Origin of the sequence: Nocardia ninae NBRC 108245, assembly GCF_007990755.1 — a bacterium.
GTDB classification, from domain to species: Bacteria; Actinomycetota; Actinomycetes; order Mycobacteriales; family Mycobacteriaceae; genus Nocardia; species Nocardia ninae.
The window spans coordinates 58,495-78,563 of sequence record NZ_BJXA01000030.1; the positions used below are offsets into that span (position 1 = coordinate 58,495).

The following is a 20,069-nucleotide window of genomic DNA, read 5'->3' on the forward strand; positions in this document are numbered from 1 at the left end:
CAGGAAACCAGAATGGAAGCCACACACAACTACCGCCGTTGGGCGGGATACCTGTGCTTCGTCCCACTGCCCGGCCTGATTGTCAGCCTCGCGGTCGCGCGATTCCCCTATCCCGACGACAACCTCGACGGGCGGCACTACCTCGACTACGGTCTCCCGCACCGCACAATCGAAATCCAAATCCTGACCTGGATCGTGACGACCCTCGCGACCTGCGGATTCATCCTGCTACTCGCCACCATATTATGGCGCACGGCCCGACATGTCACGATCACAGCACTCATCATGGTCTGCTCCGCCACCGCATGCGTCACCACCACTCTGGTCTGCATGGGCATGTACCTCACGCTATCCATGACCGCGCGAGGCCCGAACTTCCAAGCCGATCGCGTCGACCTCGAATTTTCGACCTATTCCTGGAATGCGACCCAAATCCTCGCTTGCTTCGCAGCGGTATTCCTCGGCCTCGCATGGGCGATGATCGCCGCCGCCAACCACAGACATCCAGTGCTCCCGCGCGCGCTCGCCAACACCGCCATCGCGGTCGCGGCCCTCGACATCCTGCCCATCCTGTCCATATTTGTCGACTCCGGACCCTGGTCGCCCGGATCCGTCGGCAGCTACATACCAGGCGCTGTCGCCACCTACGGATGGATGATCGTCACCGGTTCAGTGCTGCTGCGATCCCAGCCGAAGCACCCCACCACCCCGATCAAGCTGCAATTTTCTTCGACGGAAAGGATTCAATGATGACAATCGTCGAGCGATCAGTGAAAGACGAGGCCGAAGACATACAGCCGACGCACCTCTTTGCCAGCGCGGCCGACCAGTTGCCTCTCCCGAACGGGTGGTTCCCGGTCGGATTCACGAACGAGTTTCCGATGCGGAAGGTGGTCCGTCGAAAGCTGTGCGGCGAGGAGATCATTCTTTGGCGCACCAAGAAAGCAGGGCTGATGGCGAGCCGCGCGTATTGCCCGCACCTGGGCGGGCACATCGGATACGGCGGGCGGGTCCGTGATGATCTGCTGGTGTGCCCGTACCACGAGTTCACCTACGATCAAACGGGCAAGTGCACCGGCTCGGGTTACGGCACGCCTGCCCCACACCGAACGACCCTATCGATGATGGAAGTTCATGAGGTCAATCATATGGTGTTCGTGTGGCATCACGACCAGAGTATCGGTCCGACCTGGGATATTCCACAAGTCGGGGAGGACGTTTTCACATTCCCCGTGCAAGGCGGCGACACATCTTTTCCTGTCCATATCCGCGAACTCATTGAAAATGCGTTCGACATCGGGCACCTTCTGCCGATCCACAACATCAAGCCGATCCAGATGGGGCGCCTCGATCAGGACGGGGCGATTGCCAGATTGAACACCTACACGTCCATGCCATTCCTCGGGTTCGATGTAAAATTCCACAGCGCGTATACCGCAGTCGGGCTCGGTGCCACATTCATAGACTCATACATTCCCATTGCTCGCATCCGGGTTTTGACATCCATTTCGATGACTCCCATTGATCGCAATCTAACTCAGGTAAAAATCGGCTTCAGCGCGCGGTTCACCGCCGTGAAGTCAAAAGCACTTCCGCCTCCCGCGAAATTGGTGGACGCACTCACAAAACCACTCGGACTAGCATTTCTCGGATACATCAATCGGCAAGCAGAATTAGACCGCGCATACTTTGCCAACAAGTGCTACACGAACCGCCCCGCCCTCGCAAAGGGAGACGATTTGATCGGCCCATACCGCCGTTGGGAGAAACAATTCTACACCCGAGTCGTCAGCGATCCGAACGGACACAGAGTATGACCACCGCCGCATCCTCGCGGTTCCGAATCAGACATATGCCGATATTGACCAAAGTCGAATCCATAAGACAAGCGAACATTCGGTGAACTCGCACACTCCGGGTCCTCAGCCGCAGCAGCTCGCCCCGGAGGCGAACTGATGCTTGATGATTCATATGTCGCGGGTGTTCTGAACCTGGTCCGGTGCGGGTGTTGTTCCCGCATCTGAATGGACTACGGATCGACGGGATGGATTCGACAGGGCTAACCGCAATGCCGCGCAGCTTGGGTGTTGGGCCAGTCGTCAAGTCGGCGGCCTCGGTGTTGAAGCCGACCGGCTGGTGTTCGATGTAGTGATATCGAATTCTATTGGCCGCCAAGGCGTGTCGGTGGCGCAAAGACAGCGGAACTCCGAGTAAACGATGAGTTTGTCCTACCAAGACAACTTGTCGCCACCATTGGAGTTCCGATGTCTGCTCAGTCTGTCATCCCTCGCGTTGTCACGGTAGCCACGGGCCGGTTCGCGCCGGGCCACCTCGGTGAGCTGACCCGGATCGTGCCGTTCGAGATGCTCGACGCGGCACTGGAATCGACGCGGGCGACACAGGTGCGGGGAGTTGCCGTCGCGGGTGGTGGTGTATCTGCTGCTGGCGGGTTGTTTGTTCCCTGATATCGGCTATGGCGGGTGTGGGCGAAACTGTGTTCGGACACTGCGCCGGTGAGGTGTACGCGCAGCTCGATTCATTGAAGTTCGAGCTGGCCAGCGCTGGATGACCCACTGTCCGACGGCGTGTCGCCGCGCGGGGGTCCGGGCTCGCGGGAACGCTTTCCCAGGTGACATGCTGTCGGGCGGCCTCGTGTTACGACGGCCGCACAGAGTAACCGGGATGATCCGGCGGCACCTCCCCCGGGTGCACGCACGCCTGCAACTCTGGGTGATAGACGGTGCCGGGGCTGCATTGATAATCGGGCCGGACCAGCTCGCCGTCGATGTTGCTACAGCGATGGAACCGAGTCGGGTCGGCCCCCACGTCGCGATCGACATGTCGTGGACGCCGGCCAGAACGCACGGCTGTCAGCGACCTGAGCTGGCCGACAAACACATTGAGGCTGATCGGAGGTCCTTGCTGTCCAAGTCGGTGCCCTGTCCGAACAGCGACTGGCGATATGGCGCGAAAACGGGTGCGGAGAATTCAAGACCCACCGCCGAGATCGCCGCCACCCTGAGAGTCCTGGGCGTAGCCTCTCCGATCGTCGGCGTATCCAGTCACACACATCACCAGGCACGTCACCACCTCCGAACCACCCGGACCGGAGGCGATGCTGCAGACCTGAATCCAGTCCACCACCGACTTGACTTCGCTCTCATGGGCTGTTCAGAAGTCGAATACCGACACCGTCGTAGCGCGCAATACGCAGGCATTGGAGAAGAAGCCGTGATCGGAGATCGGCTGCCCACGCCAGACTCCATCGATGGTGGCGACGATGGGATCGAAATCCTGTGAACACAGCGGCGGCACGGTGAAATCCGCGAGCTCGCGGATGTTCCCGTTGGCCGCTTCCAAATTCTTACAGGCCTCCTTGGCTTTCGGATGGGTCCCGCCGATCGTTGGCGCACAAATCAAGCTGACCACGCGCTTGTAGATAACCTCGACCGAAACCCCAGGCGCCACTGAGAGCGACACCACCGATTGCGTGATCTGGTCGGTCGCGGCGCCGACCGGCGCGGCCATCGACACCCCGAACACCACCGCCGCACCGATCGAAACACCGACAACCCGACCGGTGCGCGCCATGGCCATCACCCTTCGTAGACGGAGCCGATCCGACCTGCTGCGAGGTTAATCCACCAATCACCCCGCTCGCCGCAATTGACGTCGCCCGGCTGGGTCACGCCGACCCGCGGAGCGTGCGCCTACGACAGGCTCAGCTGACGGTGCGCTCCTCGCGGAAATCGGGCATCCAGGTGCATCCAGTTCCAGGAAGGGTGTCGGATTCGCGGATAAGGCTAACTCCGCGAGCGTGGTCCAGCAGCGGCTTCCAGCGATGCTCGGTCGGTTCGCAGCCCAAAACCACACCCCCGTAGCCGGCTTTAACGCGATCGGCGAGCCACCGCACCGGGCGGCTTGCGTCATCGTCCACGCTCACTGAACCTACTCAGTCCCACACTGTCTCGCAGAGGATCTGGGAGGCTTGCTGTGTCAGCCCTCGAGGGGTGGTTCCGGGATATCGGTGCCGGTATCCCGCCTCAGCGGTTCAGGAGCGCCCGGGGAGACCCCGCGGGCGAGGACGGCCCTGCGGCGGTGCAGTCGAATATTCTAAGGCGGCTTCGTCCGGACGCGTGTCGATTCGAGCCAGGCGCCAGCACTTGCCGTTTGAAGCCCTTTCCGATCGTCACCGTCGAATAACGATTGGTCCGCGAATCGGCACGCCGCACACCCATCCATGAAGGCCGCGAGTACGAACCAATATGGCGACACTCGACGTATCCCTGTCGGTCTCGCTGCCCTGATAATCTGCTTCGATGGGAGCGACCCGATGTGGATCCGCTCTAGCTGGTGGTCAATTGTGGTCCTGGTGGCGGCAGTAGTTGTACGTTCGGCGGCCATCACGGCACCAGCCCATGCCGGAGAAGGCTTTACGTTGTCGGTGAATCACGCCGCATATCTGGTCCACTTACAGCCGACGACAATGGGCCAGCCGCCGAAAGCTTAGGACCGCTCGGATCGGGGAAGAAAGCACGCATGAACGGATATCACCAAGAAGGCCTGGTATCCGATATTGTATAGCGAGCCGAGCAGGAGGTGCTCCGGACCGCGACAGAGTTGCGCAAGAACCGCATCAGCAATAGAAAGTGAGCCTTCCAACGTGCCCTCGACAACCGTCAGTGGTCAACAACTCCTCGCCTGACCACCGCACGAACCTGCGGCTGCCATGGGCGCTGATCGCGGTGCCTCGACAACAAGCGGTGGCCACCGTCTTGTCGTAGTGGAACCGCCACCAAGGAGGTAAACCCGTGAGCAGCACCGAGATTCTGGACAGCCTGTACGAGCTACTGGGCATCAGGGCCGAGGAGACCGGCGGCAAGGTCACCATCACCGGTGCCGACCCGGTGACACCGTCGGTCCATCGAATCGGCGACGCCGCCGCGGCCGCGTATGCCGCCATGGGTACCGAGGTGGCCGCGCTGTGGCGGCAACGCTCTGGACAGGGGCAGGACGTGACCGTGGATACCGCCGCGGCCGCGCACTCGCTGATCGAGCCCGGCTTCATCCGGCAAGCAGACCGGCCGGTGATCGAGTTGCTGGAAGACCCACGCATGCTCAACACCTGCACCTTCTACAAAGCCAGGGACGGCCGCTACATCTACCTGATGCAGGAGATGCCGCACCTGCGCGATATCACCCTCGAAGTGCTGAACTGCCCCGTCGACCGCAGAGCCATCGCCGACTCCGTGGCAAGTTGGGACGCCTTCGCCTTGGAGGAAGCCATTCAGGTGCGAGGTGGCACCGCCGCCGCCGCGCGAACCCAGCAGGAGTGGCGCGCGCACCCACAGGGACGGTTGCTCGCCGAGCAGCCCGTCGTCCGGCTGCAAAGAATCGGTGACGCGGACCCCGAACCGTTTCCTGAACTCCCCTGCGAGGATCCACTTCCCATGAGTGGACTGAAAGTGCTCGACAACACCCATATCATGGCCGGTCCGATCTCGGCCCGCAGCTGCGCCGCCCTGGGTGCCGACGTACTGCATATCGTTCCACCACGCGGGCTGGATCCGGTGCCGATGCTGATACAGACCGGTGTCGGCAAACGCAGCGCCTTCTGCGATCTCACCGCCCCGGCTGATGTCAAAACATTCTGGAACCTCCTGCGCGACACCGACATCTTCGTCAACAGCTACCAAGGGCTCGATCGGCGAGGCTTCGGACCACAAGCGCTGATCGAACGACGCCCGGGTCTCATCTACGCCGACGTCCGCTGCTGGGGCACGACCGGCCCCTGGGGCCCACGCGGCGGATTCGACCAGAACGCCTGCGCCGCGACAGGATTCGCTGTCGAACAAGGCAGCTTCGACGGGCCGGCACTGCCTCCGACGGTCCTGCTGGCAGACTTTCTCGCGCCCGCGCTGGCCACGCCCGCGATCATCGAAGCGCTGCGCCGCCGAGCCGAGCACGGCGGCAGCTATTACGTACAGGTCAACCTGGCCCGCGTGTACATGTGGATCCAGGACATGGGACTGCTCGGCCGCGAACAGATCGCCGGGCTGGACCCGGTCACCACCGATCCCGATCTCCCCATACCCACCCCCGAGGTCGTATCGCTGGCGCGTCTGGTCACCCACCACGGGTCGTTCGGCGAAACCCACCACCTCCCGACCCCGATCACCTACTCCGCGATCACCCCCCACTGGGCCCGCGGTCCCGAACCTCTCGGTGCCTCACCACTGGCCTGGTAAACGAGAAACCCTGCCCAGCAATGAGACCCGGGACACCGAAACATTCGAACGCACCGCTGCCCGACTCCGAACCGGTGACTTTGGGCGGGTAGAGGTCCTCGAACAGCCCGGCCTGGTCGAGCGGTTCACGGCGCGAGATTGATGCCACCGCTCGATCTTGCCGGTCGTGGTCGGCGGATACGGCTTCGCTGTTTGCTTGCGAGACTCGGACGCACGCCGCAGCAACTCCTCGAAGCCAGCCCGCCTGTCGACGTCCCGACGTTCAGCGCCTACATACCCGGCGATCATCGCCACGATGCCGCCGACCACGCTCCGCGTCTACGCCCGTACCGGCCCATGATCCAGTGATGAGAAAAGTCACGCTCAGCCGTCTTGTGCGCGACGCTGTGTGATCGGCGTGGTGATTCGCATGTGTGTGATGTCGCGGTCGGCCGGACCTGCGTCGCGCTGCTGCTACACCGGATCCAGCGTGATCGGTATCCCGAGCGTGACCAGCCGGGTACGCCGATGTGGGCGTGGTGGTACCCGCGACCGGGACTCCTCAGGACCGTATTGCCCTAGTCACCAACGCAAGTGCCGCAGGTTGTTCAACGATGGCGAGCATGACGAACAAGGCTGACCGCGCACCGCGTCGGCGCGATCGCACTGGGTGCAGACATCAGCCCATAGCACACCAACAGCCGCAGGTATTGGGAGTGCGCACGCGGTTGGCGATTCAGGACATCGCGGATAGCTGGCGATCGAAGGTCAACTCCCGCTGGGATCATTCAGCGCGGGTTGCGCGGCGTCTGGATCATTTCCGAACCGTTCAGGCGGTGGCCCCGGGGGCGCTGAATGACGCCGTGAGGACCTCGTCGAGTATGTTGTTGAACTGCTCGTAGGCCTCCACCGTGCCCCAATGCCCGGTTGGGAGGATCGATAGCTTTTGGAAAGATCCTGCTTCTCGGAGCATTTCGGCGATCCGCTGGGAATGTACCGCAGGAATCATGTGATCGTCGGCTCCGGCCGTCAATGTCGTTGGCATGGTCAGGTCGACCGCGGCGCGGCCCAGGTCGAGGTCGGCGAGTAGGAGGCCGAACTTCGCCCGCGCTTCGTCCGGACAGCTCTGTGCGATGGACAGTGCGAAGTCGGCGATATCGTTGGTCGCGGCCGGGCTCAGGATCCGGTGACGTAGTAGCCATTTCGTTCGAGCGTTCGGCCGCATCGGGGCCGAGGACCCGAGCAAGGTGCGGCCGATCCAACGGGGAAGTTTCAGCCAACCGCGGTTGAACAGCGGTATCAGAGTCGTCGCGCCGAGCAGATCGCCGGCGCCGGTGTTGGCCAACAGCACCGCGGCCGCGAACCGGGGGGCCTGTTCCGGATCCCGTGCTGCCCATGCTTGCACCGCCATCCCGCCCAGGCTGTGCCCGACCAGTACCGCCCGCTGCCCCGGCCGAAGTGTCGCGGCCAGCACCGCGGCCAGATCATCGGCCAGCAGTTGGGCGGTCAGTGCGCTGTCGCCGAGCTCGCTCTCACCGTGGCCGCGCAAGTCATAGGCGACGACGCGATAGTCGCCGGCAATGGCGTTGATCTGCGGATTCCAGTATTCGATACGACACGCCCAACCGTGAATCAGCACGACCGTATCGCCCTCGGCAGGCCCATACGCGTGCACCCGCAGCCGCGCACCGTCGGAAGCGGTGACCGGAACGACTTCACACGCAGCGACCGGCGGATTGAGCGCATCGGTCGAGTAGACCCGCGTGTGCAGCAGGGCTGAATCTGGGCTCGAAACGGTGATCGGGGGCCTGGCTCGCATAGCAATTCCCCTCACATCGGCAAAGTAGGTAACCACAGAGTAGCTCAAATAGTTCTGACGCAGCGGCAGTGCAAGTCGAGATTCATCTCGATTCAGCAGTTCGGCGCAATTATTTAGCAGCTACACCGAGAAATGAAGTGTTATCCACTTGCACGACACCGCCGCCTGAGTGCACGCCTGATCGTCGCCGGACAAGCCATGGACCCGACGGCACCGGCGAGTCGGCCACGATCCTGCTGTGCCCCGGTGACTCCGGCGCGACACCGCCGCCGATCCCCCGCGCCCCGGCGTATAACTGCGGTTCACCGACCTCGACGGGCTCCAGTTGACCGCGTTCGTCACCAACGCCACCCGCCGGGCTGCCCGGTTGATGATGCTCGCGTGGGTCACCCCCAGGATGGGATGCATGCCACCCCGAGGCGGCTGGGTGGCCGACCGTTCGATCATATAGATTCCCTAGGTATGGGTCGTGTCCCATGAGGCCCGCGCGGACTTGTCTCGGTCTGGTCATAATGGCACTGTTGGAGTCGATAATTCTCTTCCTCGTGCCCGTTGACCGGCTTTAGCGGTTATCACCGAAGCGTTTGCTCTCGGATCACATCGTCGGTTGCCGGAGAGGATTTCGAATGAGCGCGTATTCCAGACACCCATTGACCGCCTACCAGCGCGACATCTGGGTGGCCGAATCCTACGCGCCCGCCGCAGATCCGCAGTTCAACATCGCTATTTGGCGCCGATTGCAAGGCGATGTCGATACCGAGGTATTGCTGGCCGCATTTAAACGGACACTATTCCGTAATGACGCCTTCGCGCTTCGTTTCGGTGAGCGCGACGGGCAGCCGTTCCAGTGGGTCGAGGTGGAGCAACCGCAGGTGGAGATAGTCGATTTCGCCCTGGCGCCGGACCCGGCTGCGGCGTGTGCGGACTGGCGAGACCGCGATTGTCAGGAGGCGTTCTCGCTGCGGCACAGCCGGATGTATCGGGCCGCCCTGCTGAGGGAGAGCCCGACGGTCGTCTATGTCTATCTGAAGGCACACCATCTCGTCACCGACGGCGCCACACACGAATTGGTGCTCAGCCAGATCTCGGCCGATTACGAGCAGATAATGCGGAACGGTAAGCCGCTCGATATCACCGTGCCGTCCTATCTTGCCGCCGTCGAGTCCGGCGCACGCTACCGGGCAAGCGCCGACCACGACGCAGACCTCGAGTTCTTCCGAGCCGCACTGGCCGATGTCTCCCCCGCCTTGTTCACCAGGAAAACCGGCGCTCGGTCGGTCCGCATGAAGCGCAACGGGCTCTACACCTTCACCGTCGCCCCGGAGTTGGTGGCTGGGATGCGACGGGTCGGCGGCTCGCAGTTCGCGTTCCTCTCGGCGGCCGTCGCGACGTATCTTGCCCGGGTACACGGCGTCGCCGACATCGTGCTCGGCGTTCCTTTCTTCAATCGGCACACCGAGGACGACTGGGCCACCGCCGGTTTGTTCGTGAACGACCTGCCGTTCCGACTGGCCGTTCATGATGCGGTGTCGATGCGGGAACTCGCGGTAGCGGCCCGAGCGACTACGCGCGCCATGCGGGACCACGATCGCCCCGGAATCGGCGACATCGTTCGTGCGCTACGGCGCAGTGGCACTGCAGTGCGGCAGCTGTACGACGTCACGGTCACCTATCAGCCCTACCATCATGTCGCTCCGCTTGCGGAGATCAGCATGACGGATTGGGGCGCCGCGCCGTTGCACAATCAGGAGGCGCTGTCGGTGCGGGCCGTGGCGGTGGACGATTCGGGCGCGCTCACCATCCTGCTGGATTACGCGCTCGATGTGTTCGATGCGGACTTTCCCATCGAGGCCTGCGCGCGGCACCTGCGGAACCTCATCTGCAATGGCGTCGAGCATCCCGATGAGCCGGTCTCCGGTCTGTCGATGCTCACTGCCGCCGAGCACGCCGATCTGGCGTATGAAAGGCAAGGGTTTTCCGTCGAGCGGTCCGGCACACCCACACTGTCCGGCTTATTCGAGCGGCAGGCCGCCCGCACGCCGGACCGGGTAGCGATTGTGGGCGGAAATACCGGTGCGCCGGTCACTTTCGGCGAACTCGCGGCCCGTACCGACAAGGTCGCGCGCGCGTTGCGTGCGAGTGGTGTTCTGCCCGACGACCGGGTGGCGGTACTACTCCGACGAAGCACGGAGATGATCGCGGGCCTGCTCGGCGTCCTGAAATCCGGTGCGGCGTACGTGCCGATCGATCCGGGATACCCGGTCGATCGAATCCGCTTCCTGCTCGCCGACAGTGGAGCCGCGGTGGCGCTGGTCGATCGCGATTTCCGGATGCCGCAGCTCGATGGCGAGGTGCGGGGAATGTTCATCGATGAGGTGCTGGCGGGTCCCGCTGGAGAACTGGAATTAGTGGGCACCGACCGTAATCTGGCCTATGTGATCTATACCTCGGGCTCGACCGGCAAACCCAAGGGAGTGATGGTCGAGCACCGTTCAGTGGTCAACCGGCTCGCCTGGATGCAGCGGCGCTACCCGATCGGCGCCGACGATGTTGTGTTGCAGAAGACTCCGATCTCGTTCGATGTCTCGGTGTGGGAGTTGTTCTGGTGGGCGATCGAAGGAGCGAGCGTGGCACTGCTACCGCCGGGCGGCGAGAAGGATCCGCTGGTGCTGCTGCAGGCAATCGCCGAGAATCGGGTCACCGTTCTACATTTCGTGCCGTCGATGTTCGGGCCGTTCCTCGACCTGCTCGAATCCTCGCCGCACCGAAGGACACAGGCAAGCTCGCTTCGGGGGGTGTTCTGCAGCGGCGAGGCGCTGCCGCCTGCCCGAGTCGCTCAGTTCAACCGAGTCTTCGCTGACCGACGGGACGGTGCGCCCAGGTTGGTGAACTTGTACGGACCGACCGAGGCCACTGTCGATGTCTCCTATTACGACTGCCCGGACCACCCGGTCGATCGGGTTCCGATCGGGCGGCCTATCGACAACATTCGCCTGTACGTGCTCGACCCGCATCGCCAGTTGCAACCGATCGGTGTCCCCGGCGAGCTGTATATCGGTGGGGTCGGTGTCGCGCGCGGCTATTTGAACCGCCCAGAGCTGACCGAGGAACGGTTCATCGAGGATCCCTTTGTGCAGGGTGCCTCGCTGTTCCGGACCGGGGACGGCGCGCGGTGGCTGGCCGACGGCAACCTGGAATTCCTCGGACGACTCGACACACAGGTGAAGATCCGAGGCAACCGGGTGGAGCTCGGCGAGGTCGAGAACGCGCTCACCGACATTCCCGGAGTGCGCGATGCCGTCGTGGTGAGCAACGAATCACCCACTCGTGGCACATATCTCGTCGGCTACTACGTCGCCGAGGCCGGGCAGACGCCCGAGCAGAGCCGCGAGGCTCTGGCGCAAACCCTGCCGGAGTACATGATCCCCTCACAGCTCATCCGGATCGAGCGGATCCCACTGAGCCCGAACGGTAAAGCCGATCGTCGGGCCCTGCCTGCCGTCGAAAGATCCGACGAGGCCGGCGCCGCGCCGCGCAACGCGACGGAGGCGACCTTGGCCGACATTTGGGCGGAGGTGCTGGAGAAGGACCGGGTCGGCATCCATGACGACTACTACCTCTCCGGCGGCGATTCCATCCTGATGCTGCGGATTCGTTCGGCGGCAGAGCAGCAGGGAATTCACTTCTCGCTCAACGATCTCACCCAGCACCCGACCGTCGCAGAGCTCGCGACCCGGGCGACCATCGGTCCTTCGGCGGGCACCGGCTTGCGGCCGTTCGAGCTGGTGTCCGCGGTGGACCGTGCGGGGCTGGAAGATGCGGTCGACGCCTACCCCGTCAGCCGCATGCAGCTCGGTCTGCTCTACTACAGCCGCGTTCAGCAGACCTCGGCGATGTACCACGATGTCTTCCAGTACAGCTTGGTCATGCCATGGGACGACGAGCGATTCCGGCACGCCTTCGACCTGCTGGTGGCCCGGCATCCGGTGCTGCGCACCAGTTTCGATCTCGGCGGGTTTTCCGAACCGCTGCAAATCGTGCATCGGATGGTACGGGGCGGTCTCGAGATCGTCGATCTGCGTTCGCGCGGCGACGAGGATGCCCGGACCGCGATCGATGAGCACATCGAACAGCGGCGCGTGTACCCCTACCGGTTCGACCGGGCGCCGCTCTACCTGTTCCAGATATTCGTCCGCCGGTCCACCGTGGAGCTCGTGCTCAGTTTCCACCACGCGATCCTCGACGGAGGCAGCGTCGCCAACCTCGTCAGCGAGTTGTTGCAGGACTATGCGCACGGACTCGGGACAGCTGTCGAGCCCGTCGCCGACCGCGTATTGCCCTCGGCGGCGGAATATGTGCGTGCGGAGCGACGCGCCCTGGAAAATGCTGAGACACAAGAGTTCTGGCGCAACCTGCTGGACGGAGCGCGCTTGGTCCAGCCGCCCGCCTTCCGCCCGCATGGCCTCCCCGGACCGGACGTTGTCATCACCCGTCAGATCGAGCTGGCCGACGAACTGACCGACGCTGTAAGAGCATTCGCGCGGACTGGAAGAACGACTCTGAAATCCTTACTGTTCGCGGCTCATTGCGCGACCTTGGGCCTGGCTGCGGGGACGACCGACGTCACGACCGGCCTCATCACGCACGGCAGGCCGGAGCTGGCCGAAGCCGAACGCATTGCCGGACTGTTCCTCAACACCATTCCGCTACGGGTAGACACCGCGGCAACCAGCTGGCTGGAATTGGTACGCGACGCGTTCCGCGCCGAGCAGCACACCCATCCGCATCAGCGCTATCCACTCAGTGCCATCCAGCAGGATCTCGCGGGCACCGTGCTGGACACGGCATTCAATTACGTCTATTTCCGCCAGCTGGCCGCGGCTCTCGAACTGCCGGGCATCGACATGATCGATTACCGTACTTGGGAAGAAACCAACCTCACCCTGTTGGTCAACGCTTACGCCGATCCACTCGACGGACCGATCCGGCTGCGAATAGATTGCCGGAGCCGCGTTTTCACCCCAGAGCAGGCTGACCTCTACACCCAGCAGTTGCTCGCGGTGCTGCGCCGCATCGTGACGCACCCCGACGAAGCACCGGATTTCGCCTTCCTCGCCGAGGACCTCCTGGTGCGGTCGGCCACGGTCGACGCGACGGTCGACGTCGCTGCCGCCATCGACGCCTGGATCGCGGCGGCCCCGCGCGCTCCCGCTATCACCTGCGGTGACCGACAGTGGAACTATCGGGAATTGGGCGATGCCGCAGACCTGGTGGCACAGCGGCTGTTGGCGGCAGGATCCCAACCCGGCGACCGGATCGGGATCGCGATGGAGCGCACACCCGAAGCTATCGCCGCGATCGTGGGAGTACTGAAATCGGGCGGCGCCACGGTTTCCCTCGACACCAGCTATCCACCGCAACGGATCGCGGCCATGGTGGACCGAGCCCGCCCCTTCCTGGTGATCGCCGACGCCGCGGCGACGCACCTGCTGCCTGAGCAGACCGTCGTACTCCGCGCCGAGGAAATCTTCACCGGCACAGCCGAATCCGGCGTACGACCGCTGCCCGAGATCGACCAGGACAGCATCGCCTACGTGCTGTTCACCTCCGGCTCCACCGGCGCGCCCAAGGCAGTCGCGATGCCGCATCGCTCGCTCGCCAACCTGGTGGCCTGGCAGAACCGCAGGCCCAGCGGTGCCGTCGGCGGCATCACCGCCCAGTACGCACCGCTGAGCTTCGACGTGTCCTTCCAAGAGATCTTCTCGACCCTGTGCGGCGGCGGCACCCTGTCGTTGATCTCCGACGAAGATCGACGCGATATTCCTGCGCTGCTGCGTGTGTTGGACAGCGAAGGCGTGCAACGGATCTTCTTGCCCTACGTCGCCCTCCAGCAACTGGCCGAGACGGCGGCCGCGCTCGACAGCTGGCCACGCAGTTTGCGGATTCTGGCCTCATCCGGAGAAAAGCTGTTGGTAACCGACGCGATTCGGCGACTCTGCGCCCGGTTACCGGGGGTGATCCTGGAAAACCAGTACGGCCCCACCGAAACACACGTTGCCGCAAGCTTTTCCATGACAGGGGACCCGGCAACGTTCCCGGCGCTGCCGCCGATCGGGACCGCGATCGACAATGCCGCAGTGCATGTTCTCGATGCACGGCTGCGTCCGATGCCGCTCGGTGCGCAAGGCGAAATCTATCTCGGCGGTAGCTGCCTGGCCGAGGGATACCTGGATCAGCCCGAACTGACTCGCGAACGATTCGTGCCGCATCCGTCCTTGCCCGACGGGGCCCGGCTCTACCGCACCGGCGACCTCGGCTTCGTCTTACCCAGTGGCGACGTGGTGTGCACCGGCCGGGTCGACGCGCAGGTCAAGGTCCGGGGCTTCCGGGTCGAACCGGCCGAAATCGAGCTGGCCATCACACGTTTCGCCGACGAGGGCCACCCTGGCATCACCGAGGCGGCCGTCACCGTGCGCCGCCGCGCGGGAAACGATTCCTTCCTAGTCGCTTTCCTGGTCGGCGAGCCGGACCGCGCGGACATGGATCAGCTCGGCAAGCACCTGCGCGCTCTCTTACCTGAGTACATGGTGCCCACGCATTTCGAGTGGCTGCCTGTCCTGCCGTTGACCCCGAGCGGGAAGCGTGATGACGCCGCGCTCGACCGGCTCACGCTCACCACGCCTGTCTCGTCGTCCGCTCCGCCGCGGGACGACTACGAACGCGCGCTGGTAGAGATCGCCGCGGACCTGCTGCAGCAACCGGCAATCGGCCCCCAGGACAACATCTTCGACCTGGGCGCCACCTCGCTGACCGCGATGCGATTCGTCGTTCAGGTCGAGCAGCGCTTCGGGCTCACTATCCCGCTGTCGGAGTTCTTGGTCGCGCCGACGGTCGCCGCGCTCGCCGAACGGCTGCGTCTGGGCGCGGCGGACGCGGTGTTCGATCCGCTGGTGCCGATCCGTGCCCGCCGACCGATGTTCTTCGTACATCCGTTGGGCGGCAACGTGTTGTGCTACGTGCCCCTCGCCAAACGACTCGACCGCGACGTTCCGTTCTTCGGTCTGCAAGCCGCCGGTGCCATCGCGGGCACCGAACCGCTGTCGACCGTTCCCGAACTCGCTGCCTATTACCTCGAATCCGTTCGGCGCGTGCAACCGCACGGCCCCTACACGCTCGGCGGCTGGTCGTTCGGGGGCCTGGTTGCCTTCGAAATGGCCAGGCAACTACGGCAAGCCGGCGAACAGATCGCGGACCTCGTCATCCTTGACACCGTCGTGCTCGATCCGGCCCGGCAAGCCGACCTGGACATCGAGGACCCCGACGACACTGCCAAGGACATCCTCGTGCGATATTTCTTCTGGGAACTGCTGCTGCTGCAACGGGGCAGCGACTCCAAACCGGAGACGCTCGGCGAATTCAGCACCCAGGACGACACATTCGAGTACATGGCCGAACTCGCGGTGCGCGAAGGGGTGCTCCCCGCGGGCAGCACCAAGGCTGTGATCCGCAGGCTCTTCGGTATCTACGCGGCGAACACGCGCGCCATTCTCACCTACCGGCCCGAGGCCATCGACGTGGACGTGACGCTGCTGCGCGCCACCGAACCGCTGCCCGAAGTGCTCGAGTTGTTGCACCGCACCGGGGGCAGCATGAACGACGACCCCGCCAACGGCTGGGGAGACCTGACCACCGGACGGCTGACGGTGCTCGCTGTTCCCGGCAACCACCTCTCGATCGTCGAGGAACCGCACGTCGCCCAAGTAGCAACCCTGATCAACGACCTGATCGGAGGATGACATGGTTCGGGACAAGCGCACGAAAGTCATTGTGGTAGGGGCGGGTATCGGTGGACTCACCGCCGCCATCGCGCTGCACAAGCTCGGCGTCGACGTCGAGGTCTACGATCGGGTTCCCGAGCTGAAGGCCGCCGGGTTCGGGTTGTCCGTCGCGGGCAACGCCAACACCGCGCTGCACAGCATCGGCCTCGACCTTCGCCTCGAAGAACGCGGCCAGGTCGTCAAGTCCTACCAGATCCGGAGCTCGACCGGCCGCTTGCTGCGGACCCTGCCCTACCCCGAGGCAATGGCCGGGGTGCCCAAAGCCAGTGTGCTGATCAGTCGCACCGATCTCCAACAGGCGATGTTGGAGCACGCGGGTGACATTCCGATCCACCTCGGTGCCGCCGCGATCGGGTATCAGACCGACCCGGACTCCGGCCGGGTGCGGGTGGAGTTCGCCGAGCATCAGACCGCTGACGGCGACGCACTGATCGGCGCGGACGGCATCCACTCGGCGATCCGCAGGCAGCTGGTCGGGCCGGGCGACGAAGAACGCTATGGCGGGTACATCTCCTGGCTGTCGATTGTTCCTTTCGAACATTCGAGGTTCGGTACCGGCTCGGTCACGCACTACTGGGCCAAGGGACAACGCTTCGGACTGATCGACATCGGTCACGGAAGCGCCTACTGGTGGGCCACCAAGGAAATGCCCGAAACCGAGGCCAGGAAATGGAAGGTCGACAAGGATGAGATCGTCCGCGCTTACGCGGCATGGCCCGATGAGGTACGAGCTGCCATCGAGGTCACACCCGAGGACACGATTCTCGGCGTTCCGGAAAGTGACCGGGCGTTTCTGGAACGGCGCGGCGAGGGCCCGGTCACCTTGCTCGGCGACGCCGCACACCCGATGCTGGCCAGCCTCGGCCAGGGTGCCGGCATGGCCATCGAAGACGGCGTCGTGCTGGCGCGCCACCTTGCCAGTGCACCCGACGCCCCGACCGGGCTGCGCCGATACGAGTACGAACGGCGGGACCGCACCCGCACGATGCTCAACACCGCGCACCGCGTCGCAGCCTTCGAACAAGGCGCGAGCACACTGCGAAGGATCTTGCGCGACACAGCGATCCGAGTGGCGCCCAAGCGGCAGCTGATCCGCGAACTACAGGAAGCCCTCACCTTCCCCGGCGCGACCCTATGAGCGAGCACGCGACCAGATAACGCAGTGAACGACCCGTTCACTCCCCAATATTCCCGGCCGGAACTCGCTCACCGGCGCGTAGATTCACACCCGGAAAAGAACCTCACCGCCCACCGATCACAGCGAGTGTCGGTGCCACCGAGTATTTCGCCCTCGCCCCCAGCGTCGCACCACCCCCTAAGGGTCTCATGGGTGACCACGCACGGTGTTCGGGATTCGGTTGTCAGAGGCTTGCCAAGGCTCTTGGGGGTAACACTTCCGATACTCACCGCTGAATTTGTGAGATGAGAAAGCTGTATAGCGGTTATCGTCCCGGCCATATCCAGCCAGGGGTGTCCGCGGGTACCGGACCGGTGCCCAGTAGGGGCACGCAGGCGACTAGGACGACGTAGACGAACATGATCACGTTGGCATATCCGATTCCTGCGGCCACGCGCACTGCCGCTTGGGTATGCGAGGTGAGGTGCTCGGTGCCACGAAAGATGTGGGGGACGCTGCCTCGCTGCTGCGCGCGGTAGGCCATGAACGTGGTGGGGGTGCAGAGCAGAAGTCCACCGATCAGAACGTTGGGCAGGGGAATCTGGTACCAGTGGCCGCCGAACAAGGACAGCGAATGGTTCGCGAGGGGATAGGCGTAGGCGCCGCAGACCGAGACGAAGAGTAGTTCGACGACTAGATCGACGAGGAAGCCGCTGACGACGAGTACGGCCAGAATTCGAGCGCTCCCCCAGTGCGGCCATTGTCGTCGCACCACGCTCAGACACAGCGATTGCAGCCAGACCCAAGAGACGACGAGGGGGAACATAAACATCTGCGCCGCGAGCAACGTCTCTATGTGTGATCCGGGCAGGTTCGGATGCCAGCCTGGAATGTGGTGACCCCAGCTGACGACATTGAGCGCGTAACGGTTGGAGATCGGGGATGGGTAGTGGTAAGCCATGATCGGGCTGAGCCACCACGTGCAGAAGTTTCCCCAGAAGGCGATGGCATACAGCGTGACGGTGCGAGTTTGCCGGTACTGCCACCAGAGCACAGCTGCGACTGCTACGAGTCCGATGGCCATCGCCGCCTGCTCAATCCAGACGGGGGCGATTCGCGTTGTGGAGATGACGTAGTCGTGGACGGCCGCGTGCATGCCGTCCTCAGCGAGCCAACGGCCCAGCAGCACGCACTGAGCGATGAGGGCGGCGGCGCCGAGTGCCGCCCACACCGCTGCCGGTGTTGTGCACTGCCGTATGCGGGAGTCGGATGTCAGCCCGATCGTCGTGTTCACGGGAGGTCCTCTCGCGGCAGGGCCGATAGGCCGGCGACGGGCCGCGTGGCCGCGCGTTCGGTTCCTTTCGGCGCGCCGATCGGTTCGGGTGGTTCGGGCGGGACCGGTTCTTGCGGCGGGCGCTGCCGCGCGGTGCGGGCTACGAGGGCAGGGGTCACGAGAGATGGCGGTGAGCGCAGCATGTTGAACACTTCGATGAAGCGGTGTTGTACGTGCGGATCGACGGTGCCGGCCAGCTGAACGCGGTCGATATGCCTGCCGAGTGCCCGCTGCAGGTATAGCGGGATATTGCTGCTGACACCCGGTCGTCGTGCGTCCGCGGACGTCGCGACCAGCCAGGGCGACAAGGTCAACAACGCGAGTCTGCGCTGGAACGCCAGTGCCATCCGCGCCGGATCGTGGTGGCGCAGTATCTGTTCCAGTAGTACGGCCGACCGTGCCGCGGCGCTCATGCCTTGTGCGTAGAGAGGGTTGAAGCTGCACGCCGCGTCGCCGAGACGGACGAGATTGCGGGGTTGGTTATGGCTGAAACGCGCGCGGCGGCTGCTGGTGGATCGACTGGCTGTGATGGGTGTCAGCGGTTCGCTCGCGACGATCGTTTCGGCAACCACAGGGCTGGACAGGCTGCGGGCGAATCGCAGGAATTCGTGCTCGGTGCGGGCTGGATGGTCGGATCGCTGACTGAGCAGGGTGATCAGCCACCGGTCGCCTTCCACCGGCATCACGGTGGCACCGCGCGCCCGTTCGTCGAGTCCGAGCTGGATGTAGCAGGCCTGCCAGTCCGGGTGATGGCCGGAAGGTTTTCGATAGATCCGACTGGTGTAACCGACACCGGAGTCGATGATATCGACCGCGGGTTGCGGATACCCGAGCTCGGCGAGCCATCGGTCTGCCCGCGATCCCCGACCGGTGGCGTCGATGACCAAATCGGCCGCCAGTTCGGTGCCGGCTCGTACGCCGGCCTCGCTGACTCGCACGGCCGCGATCGAGTCCGCGGCAGCGACCAGCCCGATACAGCTATGTCGCTGCAGCACAGTGACATTGGCAAGATCGAGGACATGGCTGCGGATAGCCCATTCCACCAGTGCCCTGCTCGCGCCGAGCGCAGGGATGCCGGAGGGGAAGCGAACACCCCAGCCGAACGTGTTTCGCAGCACGACGTCGCTAGCGAAGTCGTACATCGTCGCACCGTGGCCGACGAGGGTGGCCAGGAAACCTGGCACCAGGTAGTCGATGTCGCGCTGACCCGCGGCCAGCAGCGCGTGCACGTGGCCGGCTTGCGGAACCCCGGCCCGGTGCCCCGGCCCGGTCGACAGTTCGTCACGCTCGACGATGACGACAGAGTCCATGTGATGTGCGGCGGCCGCACCCGCGAGCAAGCCCGCGATACCACCGCCGAGAATGACTGCCGTATTCATCGGTCTTTCCTTTCCGGCAATCAGCGGCCACATGCCGCCGGATCATGATTGATGCCGATCTCGGCGCTCGGCGCGAGCTGAGCACGCAACACCGCAATCCGCGCCAAGCAGATCGGCTGCATGAATTGATCTTCAAATAGAGTCGAACCGGTGATTCCCAAGGCCGCACTGCGGACCAGAAACGCCAGCTCATCGCAAACTCATAATGCGTGTTCGCCCGGCCGTAGTGCAACAGCATTTAAAACAATCTGGGTTGCGAAATGTTCGCTGAAGTCGATAGATCCTCCGGAGCGGCGCATTCGGACAACGGCCTGGGCGGCGAGCATCTTTGCGGATGTCATGCGCCGGCAAGTCGC

The 20,069-nt window shown here is 64.0% G+C and carries 11 protein-coding genes and 1 pseudogene; 6 read left to right on the plus strand and 6 right to left on the minus strand.

Translation table 11 applies throughout. From position 1 onward, the window contains the following. Positions 1-12: 12 nt before the first annotated feature. The 3 genes and pseudogenes from NN4_RS45085 to NN4_RS22005 all read left to right on the plus strand — a co-directional run. Positions 13-750, plus strand: a complete 738-nt coding sequence (locus NN4_RS45085; protein WP_186818558.1) for a hypothetical protein — start codon at positions 13-15, stop codon at positions 748-750. Next, positions 750-1,817, plus strand: a complete 1,068-nt coding sequence (locus tag NN4_RS22000; RefSeq protein ID WP_186818559.1) for a Rieske 2Fe-2S domain-containing protein — start codon at positions 750-752, stop codon at positions 1,815-1,817. The genes NN4_RS45085 and NN4_RS22000 overlap by 1 nt, the downstream gene beginning before the upstream one ends. 447 nt (positions 1,818-2,264) lie before the next feature. Then, positions 2,265-2,495, plus strand: a pseudogene (locus NN4_RS22005) (transposase domain-containing protein); the annotation flags it as partial. A 160-nt stretch (positions 2,496-2,655) separates the two neighbouring features. On the opposite strand, the gene NN4_RS46955 reads toward NN4_RS22005, so the two are convergent. The 3 genes from NN4_RS46955 to NN4_RS22020 all read right to left on the minus strand — a co-directional run bounded on the left by NN4_RS46955 (position 2,656) and on the right by NN4_RS22020 (position 3,937). After that, entirely contained in the window at positions 2,656-2,898 is a 243-nt protein-coding gene (locus NN4_RS46955) for a chitin binding peritrophin-A domain-containing protein (RefSeq protein WP_371865685.1), read from the minus strand. Positions 2,899-3,171: 273 nt separating this feature from the next. Then, entirely contained in the window at positions 3,172-3,591 is a 420-nt protein-coding gene (locus tag NN4_RS22015; protein ID WP_186818561.1) for an SSI family serine proteinase inhibitor, read from the minus strand. A gap of 130 nt (positions 3,592-3,721) precedes the next feature. After that, entirely contained in the window at positions 3,722-3,937 is a 216-nt protein-coding gene (locus NN4_RS22020) for a hypothetical protein (RefSeq protein WP_147134517.1), read from the minus strand. 874 nt (positions 3,938-4,811) lie between these two features. Between NN4_RS22020 and NN4_RS22025 the strand changes: the two genes are divergently transcribed. Beyond that, positions 4,812-6,248: a CoA transferase gene (locus tag NN4_RS22025; protein WP_147134520.1), complete on the plus strand. Its 1,437-nt coding sequence runs from the start codon at positions 4,812-4,814 to the stop codon at positions 6,246-6,248. An 808-nt stretch (positions 6,249-7,056) separates the two neighbouring features. Here the strand turns inward: NN4_RS22025 and NN4_RS22030 are convergent. Beyond that, a complete protein-coding gene (locus NN4_RS22030; RefSeq protein WP_147134523.1) occupies positions 7,057-8,046 on the minus strand; it encodes an alpha/beta fold hydrolase in 990 nt (329 codons plus the stop codon). Positions 8,047-8,672: 626 nt separating this feature from the next. Between NN4_RS22030 and NN4_RS22035 the strand changes: the two genes are divergently transcribed. After that, positions 8,673-15,842, plus strand: a complete 7,170-nt coding sequence (locus NN4_RS22035; protein WP_147134526.1) for a non-ribosomal peptide synthetase — start codon at positions 8,673-8,675, stop codon at positions 15,840-15,842. 1 nt (position 15,843) lies between these two features. Further along, on the plus strand, positions 15,844-17,022 hold the full coding sequence (locus NN4_RS22040; protein WP_147134529.1) for an FAD-dependent monooxygenase: 1,179 nt from the start codon (positions 15,844-15,846) through the stop codon (positions 17,020-17,022). Between the two features lie 304 nt (positions 17,023-17,326). Here NN4_RS22040 and NN4_RS22045 read toward each other — a convergent pair whose 3' ends face one another. After that, complete coding sequence (locus NN4_RS22045; RefSeq protein ID WP_147134532.1) at positions 17,327-18,295, minus strand: spirocyclase AveC family protein; 969 nt, start codon at positions 18,293-18,295, stop codon at positions 17,327-17,329. Further along, positions 18,292-19,713, minus strand: a complete 1,422-nt coding sequence (locus tag NN4_RS22050; protein ID WP_186818562.1) for an NAD(P)/FAD-dependent oxidoreductase — start codon at positions 19,711-19,713, stop codon at positions 18,292-18,294. The genes NN4_RS22045 and NN4_RS22050 overlap by 4 nt, the downstream gene beginning before the upstream one ends. Between the last annotated feature and the right edge of the window lie 356 nt (positions 19,714-20,069).

Excerpts from the sequence above, each read along its gene's own strand:
- NN4_RS45085 (WP_186818558.1), top strand. The coding sequence starts at position 13 with ATGGAAGCCACACACAACTACCGCCGTTGGGCGGGATACCTGTGCTTC.
- NN4_RS22000 (WP_186818559.1), top strand. The coding sequence starts at position 750 with ATGACAATCGTCGAGCGATCAGTGAAAGACGAGGCCGAAGACATACAG.
- NN4_RS22015 (WP_186818561.1), bottom strand. The coding sequence starts at position 3,591 with ATGGCGCGCACCGGTCGGGTTGTCGGTGTTTCGATCGGTGCGGCGGTG.
- NN4_RS22030 (WP_147134523.1), bottom strand. The coding sequence starts at position 8,046 with ATGCGAGCCAGGCCCCCGATCACCGTTTCGAGCCCAGATTCAGCCCTG.
- NN4_RS22035 (WP_147134526.1), top strand. The coding sequence starts at position 8,673 with ATGAGCGCGTATTCCAGACACCCATTGACCGCCTACCAGCGCGACATC.
- NN4_RS22040 (WP_147134529.1), top strand. The coding sequence starts at position 15,844 with ATGGTTCGGGACAAGCGCACGAAAGTCATTGTGGTAGGGGCGGGTATC.
- NN4_RS22050 (WP_186818562.1), bottom strand. The coding sequence starts at position 19,713 with ATGAATACGGCAGTCATTCTCGGCGGTGGTATCGCGGGCTTGCTCGCG.